The sequence below is a fragment of the Acinetobacter sp. LipI_19 genome, from assembly GCF_058242925.1.
Window position 1 is genome coordinate 33,083 of the sequence record NZ_JBZAYK010000004.1, and the last position, 22,098, is coordinate 55,180.

Below are 22,098 nucleotides of genomic sequence, written 5' to 3' on the forward strand. Positions count from 1 at the left end.
CTGTATGTCTTATGCTAATCCTATCTTCTGACTAGAAACCAAATACATCATGAAAAATTGGGTCGATCCTGAAGCCAAAGCTGAAGCTGAGCGTTACGACAATCCCATTCCAAGTCGTACCCTTATCCTAGAAATCATTGAACGAAAACAAGAAGCATTGTCACATGCAGATCTTGTTGAACTGCTTGAAATTGTCGATCAAAAAAGTATAGATGCGCTCAGCCATCGTTTAAGTGCAATGGTCCGTGATGGTCAATTGATGAAAGATGGTTTTAAATATCAGCTGATGGCCGATCAACCTACCCTAGACGCTACTGTTTATGTCAACGCTAAAGGTTTAGGCGTTGCAAGCTTAGATGGGAAGAAAGATGAGTTCCTTCTGCCTGAGCGCGAATTACGTCAAGTCTTCCATGGTGACCGCGTTAAAGTCCAACAAACTTCTGTAGACCGTAAAGGTAAAGCTTGGGGCTATATTACTGAAGTGACTCAACGTCGAGTTAAACAACTGATCGGTAAAGTTGCAGAATTTGAAGGTGAATACTTTATTCAACCTGCACCGCCCAATGCGCATCAACCCATAACTTTAGAAAAAGAACTGATTGAACATGCCAAAGCCAAAGTCGGCGATGCATTACGTGTTGAAATTGATGACTATCCAACACGAGATGAATTTGCGACAGGTCATGTGATTCAATCAATGGCGGATAAAGCCGATACCGAAATCATTATCCCGCAAACCATTTTAGAATATGGTTTACCTTATGAGTTCCCAGAAGAAGTCATCAAAGAAGCTGAAGCATTTAAAGAACCCTCTGCAAAGGATCGTCAAGGTCGTATAGATTTACGAGATTTGCCTTTAGTTACCATTGATGGTGAAGACGCACGTGACTTCGATGATGCAGTCTATGCTGAAAAACGCCCTGGTGGTGGCTATCGTGTCGTTGTCGCAATTGCAGATGTCAGTCATTACGTCCGTGTTGGTAAACCTTTAGATGATGAAGCGCAAGAACGTGGTACATCCGTGTATTTCCCACACTATGTATTACCCATGTTGCCTGAAGCACTTTCAAATGGCTTATGTTCTTTAAATCCACATGTTGACCGTTTATGTATGGTGTGTGATTTGAATTTAAGTCGCGCGGGTAAAGTGACTAAATTTGAATTTTATCCGTCAGTGATGCATTCAAAAGCACGTTTAACCTATACCCAAGTTGCACAATATTTAGATGGCGACAGCAATGCGATTCCTGAAGATCGTGATGTCCGTAAATCGGTCAATACGCTCTACCAATTGTATGAAACCTTAAAAGGTTTACGTGCACAACGTCATGCAATGGAATTTGAAACCGTTGAAACCTACATGACTTTTGATGAATTGGGTGGAATTAAAGAAATTTTACCGCGTTCACGTAATGTTGCACATAAGCTTATTGAAGAATGCATGTTGCTTGCTAACGTTGCAGCAGCGGAATATTGCTTAAAAAATGAAGTTCCAATGTTGTACCGTGTGCATGAAGCACCAGAGTTTTCACGCATTCAAAAAGTAAAAGACTTTGTGAAATTATTGGGCTTTAAATTCCCTGACCAACCAACACAAGCCGATTATCAAGCGGTGATTGAAGCAACCAAAGATCGTATTGATGCACCAAGTATTCATGCAGTGTTATTACGTTCAATGATGCAAGCCTACTATGGTCCAAAAAATGTGGGGCACTATGGCTTGGCTTATGAAGCATATACCCATTTCACTTCACCAATTCGTCGCTACCCTGACCTGCTATTACATCGTGCGATTAAAGCCAGTTTAACCAACAAAAAGTATCCTCTTTCAGGTGCGGCTTTAGAAGATGCGGGTGAACATTTCTCTGCAACTGAACGTCGTGCAGATGAAGCTTCGCGTTCGGTTACTTCATGGTTGAAATGTCACTATATGCAGCAACATTTAGGCGAAGAATTTGTTGGTGTGATCAGTGCAACCGCTGAATTTGGCTTATTCGTAACCCTAAAAGATTTATATGTGGATGGTATGATTCACGTGAGTCAATTGGGCGATGACTACTTTGTTTATGACCAAGTTAGTCAAAATTTAGTTGGTCAAAATCGTGGTCAAGCCTTTGGCTTGGGTGACGAAGTCAAGATCAAAGTTGCTGGGGTTAACCTAGAAGAACGTAAGATTGATTTTGAATTGTTACAACAACTGTCGCATGCGGGCCGTGTCATCCGTAGTCGTGCACCACGTGTTGCAAAACCCGTTGCCAAAGAAGAAGTTTTTTCTGAACGTCCTGTCAAAGTTAAATCTGAATCTGACAGTGGGAACGCCAGCGAAGATGGGGAACGTCCCATTCGAAAGAAAAAGCCCAAAGGAAAACCCAGCTCTTACAATAAAAAACCTGGAAAAAGTACTGCAACTCAGCCTGAAACAAAGGCTAAAGATAAAGTGAAGAAAAAGGCTAAAGCAAAAAAGAAGAAGTCGAACGCAAAAGCAAAGACTGAGTAATTTTACTTAGTACAAAATCAGAGAGCTTCGGCTCTCTTTTTTATCATTAAAATTTTAAATTTGAATATTTAAAATGGCATCCTCTTTGAGTAGCTCAACCAAATAATTTAAATCATCAAGGCAATTAAAATTCAGCTCGGAACTTTTAAAATTCTTCCAAGTAATATTTAATGGCCTACAAATGGGTCTTAAATTTTCTTCTGTTAAACAATTGCTTAAAGCTGAGGTGTTATATCCCATATAACCCAAAATGCCACAAACTTGTTCCCCAATATAACAATAAAGATCACTTTCCGAATGTATGTAGTTTCCATCTAAAATAATATGGCTAACTTTTGAGATACTTTCATTTATGTGTTGATTGAAATTAACCTTATAAGCAACATTTAACCAACATTCCTTTTCAAACTCATTTAACTCAAACCATTGTTTTAGAGAAATTTTATTTTCAGAATATTTTTTTAAAAATTGATTTTGTTTTAAGAAAAATGTAGTTTTTTCACTTAATGATGGCTCCTGGTATTCTTCATCTCCATCATAAGTAAAGTCATAAACGATCAGATCAGCATTCTTATAATTAAACTCATAAGAAAAATCTAAATCGTTAGAAAATTCTTTGTCCCCCACCCTCAATTCATACGTCAAAACAAAGTAGAGATGGTCTATTTTTCTACGTCTTTTCAGTAAATGCAGCTTATCCATTTCATCTAAAATTTTAGAATTTATGCAATTTTTAAAATTAATTTGATTTGCCGTTAATTCAAAGTCATAAACCTCTATCAAATAAATATGTTGCTCTTCTGGTTCTTGTTCAGGATCAAAACTTACTACTTTTAATAAATACTTTTCTTGTACCCTCATAGAGTCTTCCTTGTTTTATAATGCATGCATAGCGACTCTAATAACTCTAGAAATAACAGCATGAAAATTAAAAATATACTATCACTCTCAATACTGCTACTCAGCTGTGTAGCTTCTGCTGAAACCATCACCTTTAAAACCCAAACTATTCCCCCCCAATATACGAATTTTTCAGGAAATATTCCCTTTATCCAAGGCAAAGGTTTTGAAAAAATCAACCAACAGATCACACACGAACTTTTGGCAGATGATGCTACACGTATCGACTTTAGTTCAGGAAAGATCTATCAGGATCAAAACTTTTTAAGTGTTTATACTCATTTAGAAATTGAAGGCGGACGCAGCTATTATCGTGAAAAGTATTATGTGATCGATTTAAAAAATAAACAGTTCGCAACATTGTCACAAATACTGCAAAAATATCAATTGTCCGCAGCGCAAATCTCAAATGAAATTGCTCAGCAACTTGACCCGTGTATTGAAAATAAAACCGCAACGCTTTCTAAAACGGCTAATGACTGCGATAGCGCAGATCTGCAATACCTATACCGATACTATGCTGAAGATCGAAATTTTATTGCGCTAAAAAATACAAATGGCTTTTATCTTAAAAAAGATATTTTAGGCATCAGTTTTGATGCGGGCGCATACTCTATCCCTTTTGAATACAATTTGAAAACCAAACAAGTCCATTAACATCTGTGTTAATTTTATTGTCACACCTTGATTTCCCCTGCCAGAAGCCCTACATCTATCTATAACTTAAGAAATGATTTGGCATAAAGCTCATGACACTAGAACAGGCAACGTTGCCAGTACCGCAATTTGATCAAATTAGTTTAGATCAACTCAAACAAAATATTGAAAAAGCCATCCAAGACGGTCAAAACTTTTTAAATGACTTGGTACAAGTCCCTGAAAGTATTCAACAACAACTTGCAGTGATCGAAAATGTAGATTCACTTGAAAATAACATGAGTGAATCTTGGGGAATTTTGTCACACCTCAACGCAGTGATGAATAACACTGAAACGCGTGAAGTCTATCAAGACTTATTACCAAGTTTAAGTGAATACTACACTCAGATCGGTCAACACGTTGCTTTGTTCCAAACTTATCAAAATGTTTATGATCATGCGATTTTTAGCGACTTGCCAACGGCGCAACAAAGTGCAATTAAACTGGCTTTACGTGATTTTAAACTTTCAGGTGTTGCCCTTGAAGGTGAAGCTAAAAAACGCTATGCAGAAATTTCAGCACGATTATCACAACTGTCTTCTGATTTTTCTAATCATGTTTTGGATTCAACCCAAGCCTATAGCAAAACTTTAACCACGGATCAGCTTAAAGGTCTACCGCAAGGCAGTATTGAATTACTCAAACAATACGGTCAACAACGCGAACTAGATCAGCCTGTTGCTACCTTAGATATTCCATCTTATTTGGCCATCATGACCTATGCAGAAGATCGTGCGCTCCGTGAAGAAATCTATCACGCTTATGTTACACGCGCCTCAGATCAAGCCAGCGATACGCAATTTGACAATGCACCCGTAATGGTTGAAATCCTCAGCTTACGTCAGGAAATGGCCAAGCTTTTAGGTTTTGACAATTTTGCAGAATATTCGCTTGCTTCAAAAATGGCACCCGATGTGGCCACTGTTGATCAATTTCTGGTTGATTTAGCAGAACATGCACGTACACCTGCATTAAATGAAATCGAAGAACTCAAAACTATTGCCAAACAAGATGGCATAGATGAGCTAAAACCTTGGGACAGCAGTTATTATTCTGAAAAACTAAAAGTTCAACAGTTCAACCTTTCTCAGGAAGATTTAAAACCATACTTCCCTGCACCTAAAGTGATTCAAGGCTTATTTAATGTGGTCAATCGTTTATATGGAATTCAAGTTATTGAACGCCAAGCACCACTTTGGCATACAGATGCCCATTATTATGAACTAGAAGATCAAGGTACTGTGATTGGTGGCTTTTACTTTGATCTCTATGCGCGTAACGGTAAACGTGGTGGTGCATGGATGAGTGGTTTCCGCTCGCGTATGCAAACCGAAAAGGGGTTACAAAAACCAATCTGTTATATGGTTGGGAACTTTACCCCACCTGTCGGTGATCAGCCTGCCCTATTAACGCATGATGAAGTGAATACCTTATTCCATGAGTTTGGTCATGGCTTACACCATATGTTGACAGAAGTGGACAATATTGCAGTTGCTGGAACACATGGTGTTGCATGGGATGCAGTAGAGTTACCTAGCCAGTTTATGGAATTTTGGACATGGGATACTGAAAGCTTGGCTTTAATCAGTGAACATATTGAATCTAAAAACACACTTCCTGAGCATCTTTTAAAAGCATTACTCGATGCTCGTTTCTTCCAGTCAGGTATGCAAACTTTACGACAAATTGAATTTGCACTGTTCGATTTAACCATTCATAAACTTACACCTGCCCTAAATGCTGAACAAATCCAAGCAACTTTAGATGATATTCGCCAGAAGTATGCGGTTTTAGCAACAGCACCTTATAACCGCTTCCAGAATGGCTTTAGCCATATTTTTGCGGGCGGTTATGCTGCCGGTTATTATTCTTATAAATGGGCAGAAGTTTTAGCAAGCGATGCTTTTGACCGCTTTGAACATGAGGGTGTGTTTAATACCCAAACTGGACAAGAGTTCCGTAAGGCAATCCTTGCAGTTGGCGGAAAAGATACAGCACTTGATGCATTTATCAATTTCCGTGGTCGTGAACCTAAAATAGATGCATTATTACGTCATCAAGGTTGGACGAATAGCTAAAAAAACGCTTAAACTAACGGCCAAAATTGTTTAAAGTGTGGTGGGTGTATGAATATTAGACGTCGTTTCATTGCTGGTGCAAAATGTCCAAAATGTGAAGCGATGGATCGTATTGTTATGCTCACCCAAGACGATGCGGAATGGATTGAATGCATCGAGTGTGGATATTCTGAAAATCGCCCTACTCATGTAGATGCGCCTGAAGAACCTGCTATACCTGATGAAATTGGGGTCATTCAATTCAAGCCTCGCTCTTCAAAATAGATCGGACCGAATAAAATGCATATAGAACAAAGAAACAATTCAAAATTAATGTGGATTATTGCTGGTGGTTTGGGGGCAGTTATCGTTTTAATTGCTATTTTTTTCTGGTTAAATAACACCTCTGAAAGCACCCAAATCAATGAGCAATTGAATCAACCAACACCTACTACGAAGAAAGTGGAAGCAACGGCTCCGCCTGTGGCAACGCCTGTTGAACAAAGTGCTGCTTCAGAGACTGCCAATGTAGAATTGGTCAAAGAATCCATTTTAAAAGATAAAATCCCTGAAAATACCAGTTTAGCTAAAGAAGAAGTGGCTAAACTAGAAGATATCCAAAAACAACTCGATGATCAGCAACAAAACCTCAAGTCTCAACATGCCGATGCAGATCAATTGATTAAACTTAAGGAAGAGCAAATCAAGCTACTTCAACAACAAATAGCTGCACAAAATCAATAATTTTTGCCCATACGCAAAAATGACGATCTGATACCAGAAAAGCCTTAACCTATTTATAAGTTAAGGCTTTTTTCAATTTCAACTATAGATCCTCCAATATTTTAAAGTGAGTCAAATGATTGCTGTGTTGATTTTTTCCATTGGATTGGCTTTTGGATAATTTGCGCCAATAAAATTCCACAGAGTGTTAAACCACCACCAACCAAATGAAAAACTTGTAAATGTTCACCCAATAGCACAACGGCAATTAAAGCTGTAAACACTGGCAATAAATTCATAAAAATACTATTTTTATTGGGTCCCAAATGTCTTACACCTTCAATCCATAAATAAGACAATAAAATCGATGAGAAAATACTGGCATACAAAATCAAAGGAACGGTCTGTTGATTCAGTTGCATTTGTGATGCGGGTAAAAAGATAAAAAACGGCAAAACATATAAGATGGCAAAGGTCGACATGACAAAATTCGATTGCCATGCTGGGATCGGCATTTTCCAACGTTTTAACAGCACACCATATAAAGCGTAGCCGATTGCGGCAAGCAACATCAAGCCATCTCCAAGATGCATACCTTGGCTAAAAACTTGGGCAATATGCCCATGACTCAATAAATACAAAATGCCATAGAATGATAAGAAGCCTCCGATTACTAAGCCGTAGCTAATCTGATCTTTTAAAATCCATGTACTTAAAATAATCGTCAATAATGGAATCAATGCCGTCACAATCGCCATATTGGTTGCTGTCGTGGTTGTCGCTGCTTGATAAGACAAAAATTGGAATAAGGATACAGAAAGAAATCCACCTAAAGCCAAATGTTTCCAATACTGGCGAATAATATGGCGATTTTTCCAACTGGGAATCAATACAAAAGTACTCATCACCGCAAGCGCAAAAACCAAACGATAAAATGTAATCGCTATAGGTGAAATTGCATGGCTTGCCATTTTAGATACAATTACATTTCCAGCCCAAAATAAAATGGCGAACAATGGGTAGAAATAAGCTTTTTGAAACATGCTGCTCTGCCTATACAGAAAGATTCAACCATGTTAAAAAATAATCATTTTGAACTTGTACGATAAAATGACAATAACTATCGCATAAAGGACATTATGATTGAGAACTAAGCAATTCCACGAAGGTGTGATTGGCAGTGCCATATTGATTGAGGACTAAATCATGGGAAATAATTATGATCATGGATTTTTAGATTATCCAATTTATGCTTTTACTGAAAATTATTCCCATGGACATATCGAAGATTGGCATAGCCATGAACGTATCCAACTGATTCATACGCTTTCTGGTGTTCTCCGTATTCAAACGGCAGAAGGAACATGGGTCACGCCACCGGGACGCGGTGTATGGATTCCAGCATATAAGGCCCATGCTCTTCTGATCAGTGGTGATGTACAAGCTTATGGTGTATTTATTGAGCCAGACGCACGTTCAAAATTAGTCAATGAGTGCCGTGTCGTCACGATCTCTCCCCTTTTAAAAGAACTTATCCGCTCAGCAATGCAGATACAATCGACGATTCACCCACAAAGCCGTGAAGCACGATTGCTTGAATTGATTTTAGATGAGATGGAACTTCTTCCTGTTCTACCATTTAGCTTACCTGAGCCACAAAATATTAAATTGCAAAAGCTTTGTGCTGAAATCAAACTTGATCTCAGCCATACATGGACACTCGAACATGCCGCCCAATTTTTACATGTTAGTTCGAAAACCCTCACTCGGCATTTTCAGAAAGAAACCAATATGCATTTTAGTCATTGGGTACGGCAGGCAAGGCTAATGCAGGCCATGACTGATTTGGCAATGAATAAATCTATTTTCAATGTTGCACTTGATTTGGGCTATGACAGTGCCAGTGCATTTAGTGCCATGTTTAAACGTGAAACCAGTTTAACGCCGAGTGAGTACATTCAGCAGTTTCAATTTAAAGATCACTAAATCTATTCAAAGCCACAGACAGAAAAAAAGCGCCCGAAGGCGCTTTTTAGACATTCAATTATTTACTGGCATACCAGTCAAACAAGTTAAACATGTACGGCGCATAGGTCACAATCACCAATGCGGAGAACAGCACCACGATTGGCAAGATCCAACGCTCATAACGATAGTAGAAGCTTGTATATTTGGCTTTTGCCTCAGCATCGGCGGCGGCAACTTCTGCATCACCGACCGAGAGCCTGGTCAGTAAATGGTTGAGCGCAACTGGTGGCGTAACATAACCAAACTCAAATGCAACCAGTACAATCATCCAGAAGTGAATCGGATGGATACCATTTTCAAATGCAACTGGCGCAATCGTCGCAGCAACAAGAATCACCGCACCAAATGGATCTGTTGTCATACCAATTAATGCAAGTAACAATGCCATAAAGCCAAGTGTCACCAAGATACTACCCAAATGCGTTGGCACCATGGTCACGATCTCACTGCGTTCAATCAGACCACCAACACTTGCAGACAATGCCATTAGAATAATTAACGCACCAATATGACCAACACTTTCAGATGTTGCAAAACGAATTGCGCTACGGAAGCCACGTTTCGTTTCAGCGGTATCACCATGCTCACGTAAGTATTCAGAATTTTTTTCATGCTCTAGAGCAAGTGCTTTATTTGGGTTTTCTGGTATCGGTAATTTATTACCAAATAACTTATCAAATAAAATAAATGCCAATAACATGATTGGAAGAATTACAGGGGCGGTAAATTCATCCATTTTCGTGTCCAGACCAAACTGATAGAAGCCAATTACGACAGCAACAATCAAGATATATGGAAGCACAGGAACGAAAGCACGCAACATACCAGGGACAGCAGTTTTCGGTGAGTTAATACGGAACTTATTCTCAGCAAGGAATAACGACACCCCTAAGAAAATAAATGCGGTTAACCAGAATACATAAATACCATGATCAAATAGCTCGTCTGAAGTTACATGACGGCTATCCAACATGGAAATTAAGATCACCAATAGACACGGACGTAATACAACACCCAGTGAACCTGACATTGCCGAAACAGCAAGTGCATATTGACGACGAGCACCTGAATTCCACACTTCTTTGTAGATAATTGCACCAGCAGCAACAACGAAGATTCCCGAAGCGCCTGTATATGCTGTTGGAATTGCAGCACCGATCAAAATGATCCACGTCAATGTTTCAGGCGCTAAGTTCCAAGGACGAAGAATCGCCAAGAAAAGATCCATCACACGTGTTTGGGTCAATAACATACCCGCCCAAATAAACAGTGCTAAATTAAGGAAGATATTTGAAAATTCAGTCAACAAGCCAAGGTAAATACCTTGCCCCATTGGGTAGTCCATAAAGAAAGTAAATGCAATACCTGTCACAATTGCCATAAAGGCATATAAAGGTATGCTCAGCAGCGCAAGGCCAAATTTACCGCCTTCTTCAGCATTTTCTGGGGTACGGAATAATTTAAACAGGCTGATGACTGTCAAGACAACGAACAGGATCATCCATAACCAATAGACCCCAATCGTTTCAAGGGTAGATTCAACACCAGAATTGAGTACTGAACGATATTGGCTAATGACCGAGAAGCTCAGTAAGGCATTCCCCAGTACCATCGCAATATTATAAACTTTAAAATCAAGCTTAGTACGCGCTGGACGTAGCCCAATATGATGCATCTTCAATGATGCTGTAATTGCAGCAATCACCACCATCAAAATCAGAATGAGTACACGATGTTCAGAGCCCCATTTTAATATCCAGAAGAAACCCGTTTCCATCGAACGATATGAACGAAGGGATGGATGATCTTCCATATGTTTGATCGATTTATCATAGAACGCATATTTCTGTTCACAATCCGTTTGAGCTGAAACGAATGAAGCGCGAACATCTGCTTCTGGCGTTAAACCAAAAAATGCCGCATCAGGATCACTGGCTTCCTGTTGCATTTTTTCTTTGACAAGCTTATCGATATCTACATTGCGGTCACATGAAGGTTTGTTGGGCTCAGCACGTAAAAAGGAATATTGCATTCCTATTTTTTCGTCTCCATATAGGCGTTCACCTAAACGAAGCATTTGCCCATGAATCATATCCCCTGTCCCAATGATCAAGGTCAGGAGAAGCAGAATAAGGATGGAAAAGGTTGAGAACCACTCATTCCAGAGATAACTGAGTAGACCTAATCCCGATCTATTATTTACAGGTTCTTGCATTGTTATTCCAGTTTTTATAACCAGTGTACAATCGCTTGCACAGCTTATCTTTTATTATTAGGTGAGAGGTAAAATCCTTTACCAATACCCATTCCTATCATCACCACTCAAATTTGCCCTAATTTTCCTAAGAAAAACATGACAAAGATTAATTTTTTTGGCGAGCTTTTTGTCAACTCATCTATAGTCTTATCATTAAATGTGAAAAAACAACTAAGTACTTATATTTTTTACAACTAAAATTGATGTAACATTCACATAATTAACCACAAATGAGAATCAGCATCCATTCATTACAAAGCATTCATTCAAATTTTTTTTAAATATATTTACGCTTCTATGTGCTTAACCTCATCAAAATAATAAAATTTTATAAAATAATACTTCATGCAAATAATATTCTTGATTCATTTTCTATTTCATAACATTAAGTCGAAAAATTAAGCTCAAGATGGCACAAATACTTCCAAAAATCACCCCAAGCAAATGCGCTTGTATTAAAACAGGATGACCAATCAATTGTTCAGTTTGTAGTGCACCAAAAAAATGTTCCCATGCGATTTTGCCTAAGATGCATAACAATACGATGAAGGCAAAATTTCGTTCTGGCTTTTCTTTTAAACTGACGATTGCACAAAATACAAACAGACCATGAAGAATGCCAGACAAACCTGCATAAGCAAAAATATGAGGATAAATCAGATAAAAACAGAGACTGAGTAAAGGCGGTAAAATAAGCAATAAAGCAATAAAAACTTTCTTTTTAATGTTTGGAAATAAAAAGGGTAAACAAGCCAAAGCCAAAACATTTAAAACATAATGAATCCATCCCACATGAACCCAATGCCCTGTCCACCAGCGCCAAGGCTGGCTTAAAAAAACATCGTGCTGATAAATGAAATGAGTTTGAAAAAGCTGAAGAATTGCAAAGAAAATGATACTGGTTGCAATAAACAATATATTTTTATCTAACTTGTGTTGTTCCATGCTACACCATAAAAAAAGAAGAGCTGTCGCTCTTCCTCAATTCTAACCAATTCATGCAATTGAATACTATGGATTTGCTGCAGGTTCGTCAGCTGAAGCACTTGGCTCTTCAGTCGGTGCAGGTAAATCATTAAATAATTCATCATCACCCGTAGATGCTTGTTCATCCCAGAATGTGGTCATTCCATCATCTGCTGCACGAACACCGGTATGTTCAGTCCAATAACGATCTGCAATGCCTTGAACCATTTGACCCGCCATACCATCTAACAATCTAAATTCAGGGTTTACTGGCTTATCATCTGCTCGCGATGCGGCATAAGCTTTTAACGCCGCTCTTAATTTAGCATCATCACCACTAGCTTGTGCTGCAACAGCATTCATTGCAAATGCTAAACGAACACCTTTCTGTTCTGCGATTTGCATTGATTGTTGTAAGGTCTGTGTTGGATCAGGCTTACCATCTCCTGCACCTGGTAACAATATCCAAATCACTGCACGGGTCGCCATTGGGGCACCCCAGAATTTGTTATTGTCTAAACATGTCATACCACGTTCAACAATCGCAGCAATATCTTTCGGTACATTGACTGCACCACCAGAGTTAATGTCATTGGTCATCGATTGCAAACCACTGAGCATACCGATTAAATAGATGGTTTGATCCAAGTCCTTACGCATGGTTGGACAAGAATCACCTAAAGTATATTTATATTTTGCCTGCCAACGTTCTGCAAATAGTTGATAGCCCGTGTATTGACGTTCTGCGGCAAGAGCTGCCCAACGTTTTTGTTCTATACGAGCATCTTGAGCTTCAGTCACTTTACCGTCTTTTGAAGCCCGTAAATATCTGAGTTCTGCATCCAAAGCACGATTTTCTGCACACATTCCCGCAGCTGAATATAATAATACTGCCATACGGGTTGGGTCAGCCCCCATATCTTTTGTTGCCATAATTGCTGGTGTTAAGGCGTTGCCTGAGTTGCACGCCATATCTGTATCATTACCTGCCAAAATGGGTGGGACGATATGTTTCTCACTAAATCCAAGCGCAACATTGGCACCTGATTTTACAACATATGAACAACCTGATAACACAGATGAGGCAACGACAGCGGTCAGCATCAATTGACCAAGCTTGTGGACCTTAGACATACTTCCTGTCCTCTATATAATTGTGTTTATATCCCTTTTAAAATAACAATATCAGATGCAATCTCTGAATAACAGAGTAATAGCTCTAATTTCATCTGAAGAATTTGCCACAATATAGAAAGTATTCAATTGACCTGATCTAGTTTTTATACAAATTTTAAGCAAAAAAAAGTAGCATTGCGACGGTTCAGCACATGCTACTTGTTAAAAGGTAAACTCTTTAAGAGAGTTTATTCGTTTTAAGTCTTTTAAATTTGCTACCGTTAACACTGTTAGCGTTAGCTTTCTCGATCTGTTCCCTCAGCATAGTTCCTAGTCTTCCAAATATAATTGCAAAAACAATTGCAACCACTAAGAACCAAAACGTATGAATTTCACCCATTTGGAAATTCCTCCTCGCTGTTGGTGATTTTAATTTACATGCAAAATCAGATTTTCACAGATAGAATTGTCGGACAATCTCATAATTGCGCTATTTTCTATATATTTGGTCTAACAATGAATATTCAATAAGAAAAAATACAAATAAACTACTGTTTTATTTAAATTAAATTAAAATTATATTTTTTATATTTGTCAGACAATTAACTTAGCGTGACCCGAGATTTCAAAGATTTCCACTGTATTGTGCTTAGTTGATCTTGCCAAATAATTAGACTTTTATTGCTTTCCTCACAAAAATACACCGCAATATAAAATTGATGATCAATCATTTTCTGAATTTGTATATGATGAATTTGATTGGAATCCTCATATTGTAAGCTCCAATGCTCTAAATCAAAATGTTCCAAACTTCGGACTTCTGGACGCATTCTAAATATTTTTAGACTAAAGCATGCCAGCAACAGCAATAATACACTTGTCCATACAGTTATAATGGAGCACAGCACAATAAAAATAACTGTTAAACACAAAAGCTGAAAACCCAGTGCAATACGACTGGGTTTGAATTGATATCGTTGGTGAGTTTTTACCTCATCCGTGGACATAATCTTTAAGTTTATTAATCAAACCTCTAAGTTCAGGTCGAGGCGGTTCTGAAACTTCCATAAACCAATCCAATAAATCTGGGTCTTCCTGATCAACTAACTCTTTAAACAAGGCTTTTTCTTGCGCACTTGCTTCTAAGTAATATTGTTTTACATATGGGTCAAAATATACATCAATTTCTTTTAAACCGCGACGAGCACGATAAATCACTTTACGTTCTTCTAAAGTAAGTTCTTCTGACATCATTTTCCCCCAATGGTTAATTCTGACTTAGTTTACCTGATTCCCGATCAATTTCTCGCTAAATTCTTTTAAATGACCAAATTCATCATTTAAAAGTGAGTTTTGAGCATTCATCTCATTGCGACAAATAAGCAATTCACATAATTTCAACTCACTAAAACTCATATGGATATTATAAAAATGCAATCAGGTGCTATCCGACCTTTAACCAATATGTTGCCTCGTAAATTGTTTGATTCCGATCACGAAGCTTTTCGTGAAACAGTACGTAAATTTTATGAAAAAGAAGTTGTCCCAAATATTGCTAAATATGAAGAACAACAACATGTAGATCGGGATTTATGGAACAAAGCAGGTGAAATGGGTCTGCTCTGTGCAACCATGCCTGAAGAATATGGTGGTTATGGGGTAGATCGCCTCTACAGTATGATTCTGATTGAAGAGCAAGCTTATGCAATGGATTCTTCTACAGGTTTTTCTTTGCACTCGGATATTGTTGCCAACTACATCAACAACTTTGGTAATGAAGAACAGAAAAAACATTGGATTCCTAAAATGGCTTCTGGAGAAACAGTCACAGCCATCGCGATGACAGAACCAGGAACAGGCTCAGACCTACAAGGCGTTCGCACTACTGCTGTTTTAGACGGGGATGAATATGTAATCAATGGTTCTAAAATTTTTATTACCAATGGTTATCTGTGCGATATGGCAATTGTCGTATGTAAAACAGGCAGTTCAGAGAAAGGTTCTGCCAACCTATCTTTGATTATCGTTGAAGCTGACCGTGCTGGCTTTAGCAAAGGAAAACCACTCAATAAAATTGGTATGAAAGGACAAGATACTTGCGAATTGTTCTTTGAAGATGTTCGTGTACCAAAAGAAAATTTATTAGGAATGGAAGGCATGGGGTTTATCATGCTGATGAAAGAGTTGGCGTGGGAACGTATGCTGGTTGCGATTATCTGCCAAGCAGGCGCAGAAGCAGCGCTAGCACATACGGTTCAATATACCAAAGACCGTAAAGCGTTTGGTAAACCAATCAGTGCTTTTCAAAATACACGCTTTAAGCTTGCTGAAATGCGCACAGAAATTGATTTCTGTCGTGCTTATCTCGATCGTTGTATGGAATTACAACTTGAAGGCACTTTAGGTGTTGATGCCGCAGCTGCCGCAAAATACAAAATTTCAGAAGTATTCTCCAATGTCGTTGATGAATGCCTCCAATTACATGGCGGGTATGGTTATATGCTGGAATATCCAATTGCGCGCGCTTATATTGATAATCGGGCAAATCGTATTTATGCAGGTACAAACGAGATTATGAAAGAACTGATTTCCCGTTCTTTATAATTTATTTGAACACGGTTAAAGGAGCTTTGGCTCCTTTTTCTATCACTAACCATTCTTTTAAATCAATTTCCATGTCGCAATAAAATAAGGAGCTTTCGCTCCTTATTTATTTCATAGTTTCTTTATTTTGCTATTGCTTAGTTTAGTGATTTCTAGGCTTGATTAAGAAACCAGTTTAGGCTTTTTTTCAAGTTGTGCTTCACGCTTATGAAATTTTAAAACTCCATCTTCAAACTTAGCATTTTTGAGTTCTTTGCGATCTGCTAAATAGTTATTCGACACTTTCCAAGGTGCATGCTTACCTTGTTTAGGCATCACATCTGCCGCACGGGCAATATAACCTGAGCTTAAACTGCCCATCACCGTATCTTCCATCAATTCAGTTGCATCACCTTGAGGAATAACTTCATCATAGCCTTTCTTGTCCATATAGTTTACAAGACGGCAAATATACTCACCTGCGATATCAACTTTTAATGTCCATGATGCGTTGATATAACCAATGATCATTGCCATATTTGGCACATCGCTAACCATCACACCTTGATACAACATATGCTGTGAAGTATTCATTGGCTTATTATCAATTGTAGCTTTGATACCACCCAAGATTTGGATTTCTAACCCTGTTGCTGAAACGATGATATCCGCATCTAAATGTTTACCAGATTTTAATTGAATACCCGTGGCAGTAATTTTCTCAATTTGATCTGTTTCAACACTGGCTTTACCAGAACGTAAAATTTTAAATAAGTCACCATCTGGCACAACACATAAACGCTGATCCCACGGATTATATGTTGGGGTAAAGTGTTTCATATCCACTTTACCTTTTAATTGCATTTCAATCGATTTGAGTAAGAACTTACGTAGTAACTTCGGTTGTTTTTGTGCAAGCGCATAAATCCCGCGTTGCATGCCAATATTACGTGCGCGGGTTAACTTATATGCCACATCTTCAGGTAAAACCTTACGCATTTTGTCATAAACAAAATCAATAGATGGAATTGAAGCAATATATGTTGGTGAACGTTGCAACATGGTCACATGCCCTGCCCCTCCTTTTGACATAGCAGGAACCAAGGTAATAGCTGTTGCACCACTACCAATAATCACCACTTTTTTACCCGAATAATCTAAGTTTTCAGGCCAAAATTGTGGATTAATAAATTCGCCTTTAAAATCATTTTTACCAGGGTAGTCAGGCTGATAACCTTGATCATAATTATAATAACCAGTACATCCAATGACAAAATTTGCAACCCACGTATTGAGTTTTTTATTTTCATCTTCAATTTGTACCACCCATTTTTTAATTGAAGAATCATAATTTGCAGTACGTACACGCTGATTAAAATGAATTTTATTTTTTAATTTAAATTCGTCGACAACTTCAGCAACGTAGCCTTTGATTGAAGCACCATCTGCTAATACATTGGCTTTTTGCCATGGTTTAAAATTAAACCCAAAAGTAGACATATCTGAATCGGAACGAATATCCGGATATTTAAATAGATCCCAAGTACCACCAAAGCTCTCGCGACGCTCAATAATTTCAAATGAACGTTGTGGTGAGTGTTTTGAAAGATGTGCAGCTACACCAATACCAGAGATACCTGCGCCAACGATAAGAATATCAACTTGCTTTTCCATGTTGTTTTTATAACCTTTTTAAGAGTACTTTTTTATTAAAGCACAAATCTGACAATACGCAATGTCAAGTTTGCATTTTTCTGACGAAATTTAAGTCAATTTGGGACAAAACCATAAATTGTCCAACAAAAAGGCACAAAAAAAGGCCGGTGAAACACCGACCTTTTTCGAACAACCGATTGTTCTGTGACGTGAGTAATTAGTTTACTTCACGATCCACAAGTTCTACATAAGCCATCGGTGCAGCATCACCTGCACGGAAACCAGCTTTAAGAACACGTAGATAACCGCCGTTACGTTCTTTGTAACGAGGGCCAAGAACGGTAAATAATTTACCAACTGTTGCTGCTGAACGAGTACGAGCAAACGCCAAACGACGGTTTGCTACAGTATCGTTTTTAGCTAAAGTGATTAAAGGCTCAGCTACACGACGTAACTCTTTTGCTTTAGGCACAGTTGTTTTAATTAACTCATGCTCAAACAAAGAATTAGCCATGTTTTGGAACATCGCTTTACGATGGCTGCTGGTACGGCCTAATTTCACACCACTATTACGATGACGCATGGTGATAGTCCTACTTAATTAACGGCTACGATAGGCGAAACGATCGTCCATACGGAGACTAGCTGGTGGCCAGTTCTCTAAACGCATGCCGAGCTGTAAGCCCTTAGAAGCCAGAACATCTTTGATCTCAGTAAGCGATTTTTTACCAAGGTTAGGAGTTTTAAGTAACTCAACCTCAGTACGCTGTACTAGATCACCAATGTAGTAAATATTTTCTGCTTTCAAACAGTTAGCAGAACGAACAGTAAGCTCTAGATCATCAACTGGACGAAGCAAGATTGGATCAACTTCTTCACGTGGCTCTTGAGCAACTGGAGCTTGATCTTTCTGAAGATCAACAAAAATTGCAATTTGTTGTTGCAAGATTGTTGCCGCTTTACGGATAGCTTCTTCAGGATCTACAGTTCCATTCGTTTCAAGATCAATGACGAGCTTATCAAGGTCAGTACGTTGTTCTACACGAGCATTTTCAACTGTGTAAGAAACACGTTTAATCGGGCTATAAGAAGCATCTAACTGTAGACGACCTACAGGACGCGTTTCGCCTTCAGGGAAACGTGAGTCAGAAGTTTCATAACCACGACCTTGAGAAACTTTCAAGCGCATTTTTAATGAGCCTGAAGCACTTAAAGTACCAATCAAATGTTCAGGGTTAACCACTTCAACATTATGTGGTAAACGAAGGTCAGCAGCAGTAATATCGCCAGGACCTTGTTTTTCCAATGTCAAATATGCTTCGTTTTGATCGAACAGCTTAATAGACAATCCTTTTAGGTTCAGCAAGAGCTCGACGATGTCCTGCTGCAAGCCTTCTAAAGTACTGTACTCGTGCTCGACACCCTCTATCTCTACTTCAACCACGGCTGCGCCAGGCAAAGAAGATAATAGGATGCGACGTAAAGCATTACCAAGAGTATGACCAAAGCCACGCTCTAATGGTTCAAGAATCACTTTTGCCGAGGTCCCGCTTGCCGCTTCGACTTTGATCGCTTGCGGGGTTAGAAACTCGTTTGCAGTACGCGTCATTATTGCTACCTCAAGGATTATTTAGAATACAATTCTACAATCAAGCTTTCGTTGATTTCAGCAGGTAAATCAGAACGATCTGGTGCAGCTTTAAATGTACCTTCAAGTTTTGAATGATCTACTTCAATCCAAGCAGCTGTGCCACGTTGAGCAGCTAATTCAATCGCGTTTTTGATACGTAATTGTTGTTTAGCGCTTTCGTGAACTGCAATCACGTCGCCCGCTTTAACTTGGATAGACGCGATGTTAACACGACGACCATTTAAAGTGATTGAACGATGAGATACTAGCTGACGAGCTTCTGCACGTGTAGAACCAAAACCCATGCGATAAACAACGTTATCGAGGCGGCTTTCAAGCAATTTCAACAAGTTTTCACCTGTTGCGCCTTTAACACGAGCAGCTTCTTTGTAGTAATTACTAAATTGACGCTCTAAAACACCGTACATACGACGTACTTTTTGTTTTTCACGTAATTGTAGTGAATACTCTGATTGTTTAGCACGGCTTTGGCCATGTTGACCAGGAGCTTTAGCAGATTTTTTTGTTTTGACGTCAAATGGTTTAACGCCAGATTTTAATTGCAGGTCTGTCCCTTCGCGGCGAGAGAGTTTGCATTTTGGACCAATATAACGAGCCATGAATGTTTCTCCTTACACGCGACGTTTTTTAGGTGGACGGCAACCGTTGTGCGGAATCGGTGTCACGTCGGTAATGCTGTTAATTTTATAACCCACTGCACCTAATGCACGAACCGCAGATTCACGACCTGGACCAGGACCTTTAACAAGGACGTCCAAGTTTTTCAAACCGTAATCTAAAGCAGCTTTACCAGCAACTTCAGCAGCTACCTGAGCAGCAAACGGAGTTGATTTACGTGATCCACGGAAGCCTTGTCCACCTGAAGTAGCCCAAGCCAATGCATTACCTTGACGATCAGTAATCGTAACAATGGTGTTATTAAAAGAAGCGTGAATGTGTGCAACACCTTCAGAGACGGTACGAGTGACCTTCTTGCGTGCGCGAGTATCTTTAGCCATCTTTTAGCTTCCAGAAATCTTATTTCTTAATAGGTTTGCGCGGACCTTTACGGGTACGTGCGTTAGTTTTGGTGCGTTGTCCGCGAACAGGCAAGCTGCGACGATGACGAAGACCGCGGTAGCAGCCTAAATCCATTAAACGTTTAATGTTCATGGAAATTTCGCGACGTAAATCACCTTCGGTCGGAACCTTAGCAATTTCTGCACGAATCGCATCAAGCTGAGCATCATCTAATTCACGAATTTTCGTAGTAGTCGTAATACCTGCAGCAGCTAAAATGTTCTTAGCTGTGTGGCGACCAATACCAAAAATATACGTAAGAGAGATAACAGCATGCTTGTTATCCGGAATGTTTACACCGGCAATACGAGCCATTCAAATTTCTCCAAAAAGGCAGTAGAGATAATCAACCGCCCCACAAAAATCTTGAGGGGCGGATAATAACCTAATTAGCCTACTGAAATCAACAGGTCTTAATTAAATTAACCTTGACGCTGCTTATGACGAGGTTCTGCGCTGCAAATTACGCGAATAACCCCATTACGACGGATAACTTTACAGCTACCACAAATTTTCTTTACAGAAGCTTGTACTTTCATGATGAAACCTTCTAAGTGCGCTTATCCCTTAGGATGAGCAGTCGTTTTTCTCATTAACGATTGATCGTCATATTGATGTGATGTTAAGTGGGCTTGAAGCTGAGCCATAAAGTCCATAACAACTACAACTACGATGAGTAATGATGTACCACCCAAATGGAATGGAATACCAAAAGAACTCTGTAAAATCATCGGCATTAAACAGATGACTGTAATGTAGATTGCACCAATAAACGTCAAACGATTAAGAATATGATCTAAGTAACGAGCAGTTTGCTCACCTGGGCGAATACCAGGTACATAAGCTCCACTGCGTTTCAAGTTCTCTGATACTTCTTTCGGGCTAAAAACTAGCGCCGTATAGAAATAACAGAAAAAGATAATTAACGCACCGAAGAGCACTAAATATAACGGTTGTCCAGGCGATAATACCAATGCCAAATCTTGTAGGCTACGTTTTACAATTCCTGCATTTGGATCAGCACTGCCTAACCATTGACCTAAACTTGCAGGGAACAACAATAACGAACTAGCGAAAATTGCTGGAATAACCCCTGCCATGTTGATTTTCAATGGCAAATGCGTTTGCTGTGCAGTGAATACACGACGACCTTGCTGTTTTTGAGCATAGTTCACAGGTATACGACGTTGAGCTTTTTCAATAAACACAATTGCTGCTAAAACAGCAACTGATAGCAATCCAAAGATAGCCAAACCAATTAAACTTGATTGACCATTATCTACCGAAGTAAATGCCTGAATCACTAAATTTGGTAAACCAGCAACAATACCTGCAAAGATAATCATTGAGATACCATTACCAACACCACGTTCAGTAATTTGCTCGCCTAACCACATTAAGAACATGGTACCTGCAACTAATGATGTTAGCGCAGGAATGTAAAAAGCTAATCCTGAAGTCAAAGTAATACCTTGACTGATTAGACCAGCACACATTCCAATACCTTGGACTAATGCAAGTAATAGGGTGCCATAACGCGTATATTGATTAATCTTACGCTTACCTTGCTCGCCTTCTTTCTTCAATGCTTCTAACGAAGGAACCACTGTCGACATCAACTGCACAATAATTGATGCAGAAATATACGGCATGATCCCTAACGCAAGAATGGACATTCGTTCTAATGCTCCACCCGAGAACATATTAAACAAACCTAAAAAAGTACCTTCATTAGCTTTGAAAAAACGTTCTAGAGCAACATTATCAATACCCGGCAGCGGAATATGCGCTCCTAGTCGAAAGACTACCAATGCACCAATCAAGAACATTAATCGGCGAATAATTTCACGATATTTCACGTGAAATGGTTGACCTTTCATCATGTTGACATGACCTGAAGAACTAG

At 38.9% G+C, this 22,098-nt stretch carries 21 protein-coding genes; 7 read left to right on the forward strand and 14 right to left on the reverse strand.

The window, feature by feature from the left end; translation table 11 throughout:
• Positions 1–46: 46 nt before the first annotated feature.
• Positions 47–2,497 (forward strand): ribonuclease R, encoded by a 2,451-nt coding sequence (gene rnr / locus AC4CVF_RS21930; RefSeq protein ID WP_490789980.1) that lies wholly within the window; start codon positions 47–49, stop codon positions 2,495–2,497.
• A 54-nt stretch (positions 2,498–2,551) separates the two neighbouring features.
• Here the strand turns inward: rnr and AC4CVF_RS21935 are convergent, their stop codons facing one another.
• The gene (locus tag AC4CVF_RS21935) at positions 2,552–3,358 is read right to left on the reverse strand and encodes a barstar family protein (RefSeq protein WP_336953509.1); all 807 of its coding nucleotides are present in this window, start codon (positions 3,356–3,358) and stop codon (positions 2,552–2,554) included.
• A 60-nt stretch (positions 3,359–3,418) separates the two neighbouring features.
• On the opposite strand from AC4CVF_RS21935, the gene AC4CVF_RS21940 reads away from it, so the two are divergent.
• The 4 genes from AC4CVF_RS21940 (at position 3,419) to AC4CVF_RS21955 (ending at position 6,897) form a co-directional block, all read left to right on the forward strand.
• Positions 3,419–4,054, forward strand: a complete 636-nt coding sequence (locus AC4CVF_RS21940; protein ID WP_490789975.1) for a hypothetical protein — start codon at positions 3,419–3,421, stop codon at positions 4,052–4,054.
• Positions 4,055–4,146: 92 nt separating this feature from the next.
• A complete protein-coding gene (locus AC4CVF_RS21945; RefSeq protein WP_490789976.1) occupies positions 4,147–6,174 on the forward strand; it encodes a M3 family metallopeptidase in 2,028 nt (675 codons plus the stop codon).
• Positions 6,175–6,228: 54 nt separating this feature from the next.
• Positions 6,229–6,438, forward strand: a complete 210-nt coding sequence (locus AC4CVF_RS21950) for a YheV family putative zinc ribbon protein (protein ID WP_419327730.1) — start codon at positions 6,229–6,231, stop codon at positions 6,436–6,438.
• A gap of 15 nt (positions 6,439–6,453) precedes the next feature.
• Positions 6,454–6,897 (forward strand): hypothetical protein, encoded by a 444-nt coding sequence (locus tag AC4CVF_RS21955; protein WP_336953506.1) that lies wholly within the window; start codon positions 6,454–6,456, stop codon positions 6,895–6,897.
• Between the two features lie 101 nt (positions 6,898–6,998).
• On the opposite strand, the gene AC4CVF_RS21960 is transcribed toward AC4CVF_RS21955, so the two are convergent.
• The gene (locus AC4CVF_RS21960) at positions 6,999–7,919 is read right to left on the reverse strand and encodes a DMT family transporter (RefSeq protein ID WP_336953505.1); all 921 of its coding nucleotides are present in this window, start codon (positions 7,917–7,919) and stop codon (positions 6,999–7,001) included.
• A gap of 163 nt (positions 7,920–8,082) precedes the next feature.
• On the opposite strand from AC4CVF_RS21960, the gene AC4CVF_RS21965 reads away from it, so the two are divergent.
• The gene (locus AC4CVF_RS21965) at positions 8,083–8,862 is read left to right on the forward strand and encodes an AraC family transcriptional regulator (RefSeq protein ID WP_419327701.1); all 780 of its coding nucleotides are present in this window, start codon (positions 8,083–8,085) and stop codon (positions 8,860–8,862) included.
• A gap of 58 nt (positions 8,863–8,920) precedes the next feature.
• On the opposite strand, the gene AC4CVF_RS21970 is transcribed toward AC4CVF_RS21965, so the two are convergent.
• The 4 genes from AC4CVF_RS21970 to AC4CVF_RS21985 form a co-directional block, all read right to left on the reverse strand.
• On the reverse strand, positions 8,921–11,119 hold the full coding sequence (locus AC4CVF_RS21970) for a TRAP transporter large permease subunit (protein WP_151956994.1): 2,199 nt from the start codon (positions 11,117–11,119) through the stop codon (positions 8,921–8,923).
• A 414-nt stretch (positions 11,120–11,533) separates the two neighbouring features.
• Entirely contained in the window at positions 11,534–12,106 is a 573-nt protein-coding gene (gene rrtA / locus AC4CVF_RS21975) for a rhombosortase (protein WP_336953503.1), read from the reverse strand.
• 66 nt (positions 12,107–12,172) lie between these two features.
• Entirely contained in the window at positions 12,173–13,261 is a 1,089-nt protein-coding gene (locus AC4CVF_RS21980) for a hypothetical protein (RefSeq protein WP_336953502.1), read from the reverse strand.
• Between the two features lie 975 nt (positions 13,262–14,236).
• Positions 14,237–14,494 carry an FAD assembly factor SdhE gene (locus tag AC4CVF_RS21985; protein ID WP_336953501.1) on the reverse strand — a complete coding sequence of 86 codons (258 nt, stop codon included), beginning with the start codon at positions 14,492–14,494 and terminating at the stop codon, positions 14,237–14,239.
• A gap of 180 nt (positions 14,495–14,674) precedes the next feature.
• On the opposite strand from AC4CVF_RS21985, the gene AC4CVF_RS21990 reads away from it, so the two are divergent.
• Positions 14,675–15,847: an acyl-CoA dehydrogenase family protein gene (locus tag AC4CVF_RS21990; protein WP_336953500.1), complete on the forward strand. Its 1,173-nt coding sequence runs from the start codon at positions 14,675–14,677 to the stop codon at positions 15,845–15,847.
• 162 nt (positions 15,848–16,009) lie between these two features.
• Here AC4CVF_RS21990 and AC4CVF_RS21995 read toward each other — a convergent pair whose 3' ends face one another.
• From AC4CVF_RS21995 to secY, 8 genes are all read right to left on the reverse strand, one after another.
• The gene (locus AC4CVF_RS21995) at positions 16,010–17,500 is read right to left on the reverse strand and encodes a flavin-containing monooxygenase (protein WP_490789977.1); all 1,491 of its coding nucleotides are present in this window, start codon (positions 17,498–17,500) and stop codon (positions 16,010–16,012) included.
• 199 nt (positions 17,501–17,699) lie between these two features.
• A complete protein-coding gene (gene rplQ, locus AC4CVF_RS22000; protein ID WP_004281488.1) occupies positions 17,700–18,065 on the reverse strand; it encodes a 50S ribosomal protein L17 in 366 nt (121 codons plus the stop codon).
• 18 nt (positions 18,066–18,083) lie between these two features.
• Positions 18,084–19,091, reverse strand: coding sequence for a DNA-directed RNA polymerase subunit alpha (locus AC4CVF_RS22005; protein WP_336953498.1), 1,008 nt, complete (start codon positions 19,089–19,091; stop codon positions 18,084–18,086).
• A gap of 17 nt (positions 19,092–19,108) precedes the next feature.
• The gene (rpsD, locus tag AC4CVF_RS22010; protein WP_004725725.1) at positions 19,109–19,732 is read right to left on the reverse strand and encodes a 30S ribosomal protein S4; all 624 of its coding nucleotides are present in this window, start codon (positions 19,730–19,732) and stop codon (positions 19,109–19,111) included.
• 12 nt (positions 19,733–19,744) lie between these two features.
• Positions 19,745–20,131, reverse strand: a complete 387-nt coding sequence (rpsK, locus tag AC4CVF_RS22015; protein ID WP_004281491.1) for a 30S ribosomal protein S11 — start codon at positions 20,129–20,131, stop codon at positions 19,745–19,747.
• A 19-nt stretch (positions 20,132–20,150) separates the two neighbouring features.
• Positions 20,151–20,507: a 30S ribosomal protein S13 gene (gene rpsM / locus AC4CVF_RS22020; protein WP_336953497.1), complete on the reverse strand. Its 357-nt coding sequence runs from the start codon at positions 20,505–20,507 to the stop codon at positions 20,151–20,153.
• A 107-nt stretch (positions 20,508–20,614) separates the two neighbouring features.
• Positions 20,615–20,731, reverse strand: a complete 117-nt coding sequence (gene rpmJ / locus AC4CVF_RS22025) for a 50S ribosomal protein L36 (RefSeq protein ID WP_000867907.1) — start codon at positions 20,729–20,731, stop codon at positions 20,615–20,617.
• 21 nt (positions 20,732–20,752) lie between these two features.
• Positions 20,753–22,072 carry a preprotein translocase subunit SecY gene (secY, locus tag AC4CVF_RS22030; protein ID WP_171066869.1) on the reverse strand — a complete coding sequence of 440 codons (1,320 nt, stop codon included), beginning with the start codon at positions 22,070–22,072 and terminating at the stop codon, positions 20,753–20,755.
• Positions 22,073–22,098 lie beyond the last annotated feature (26 nt).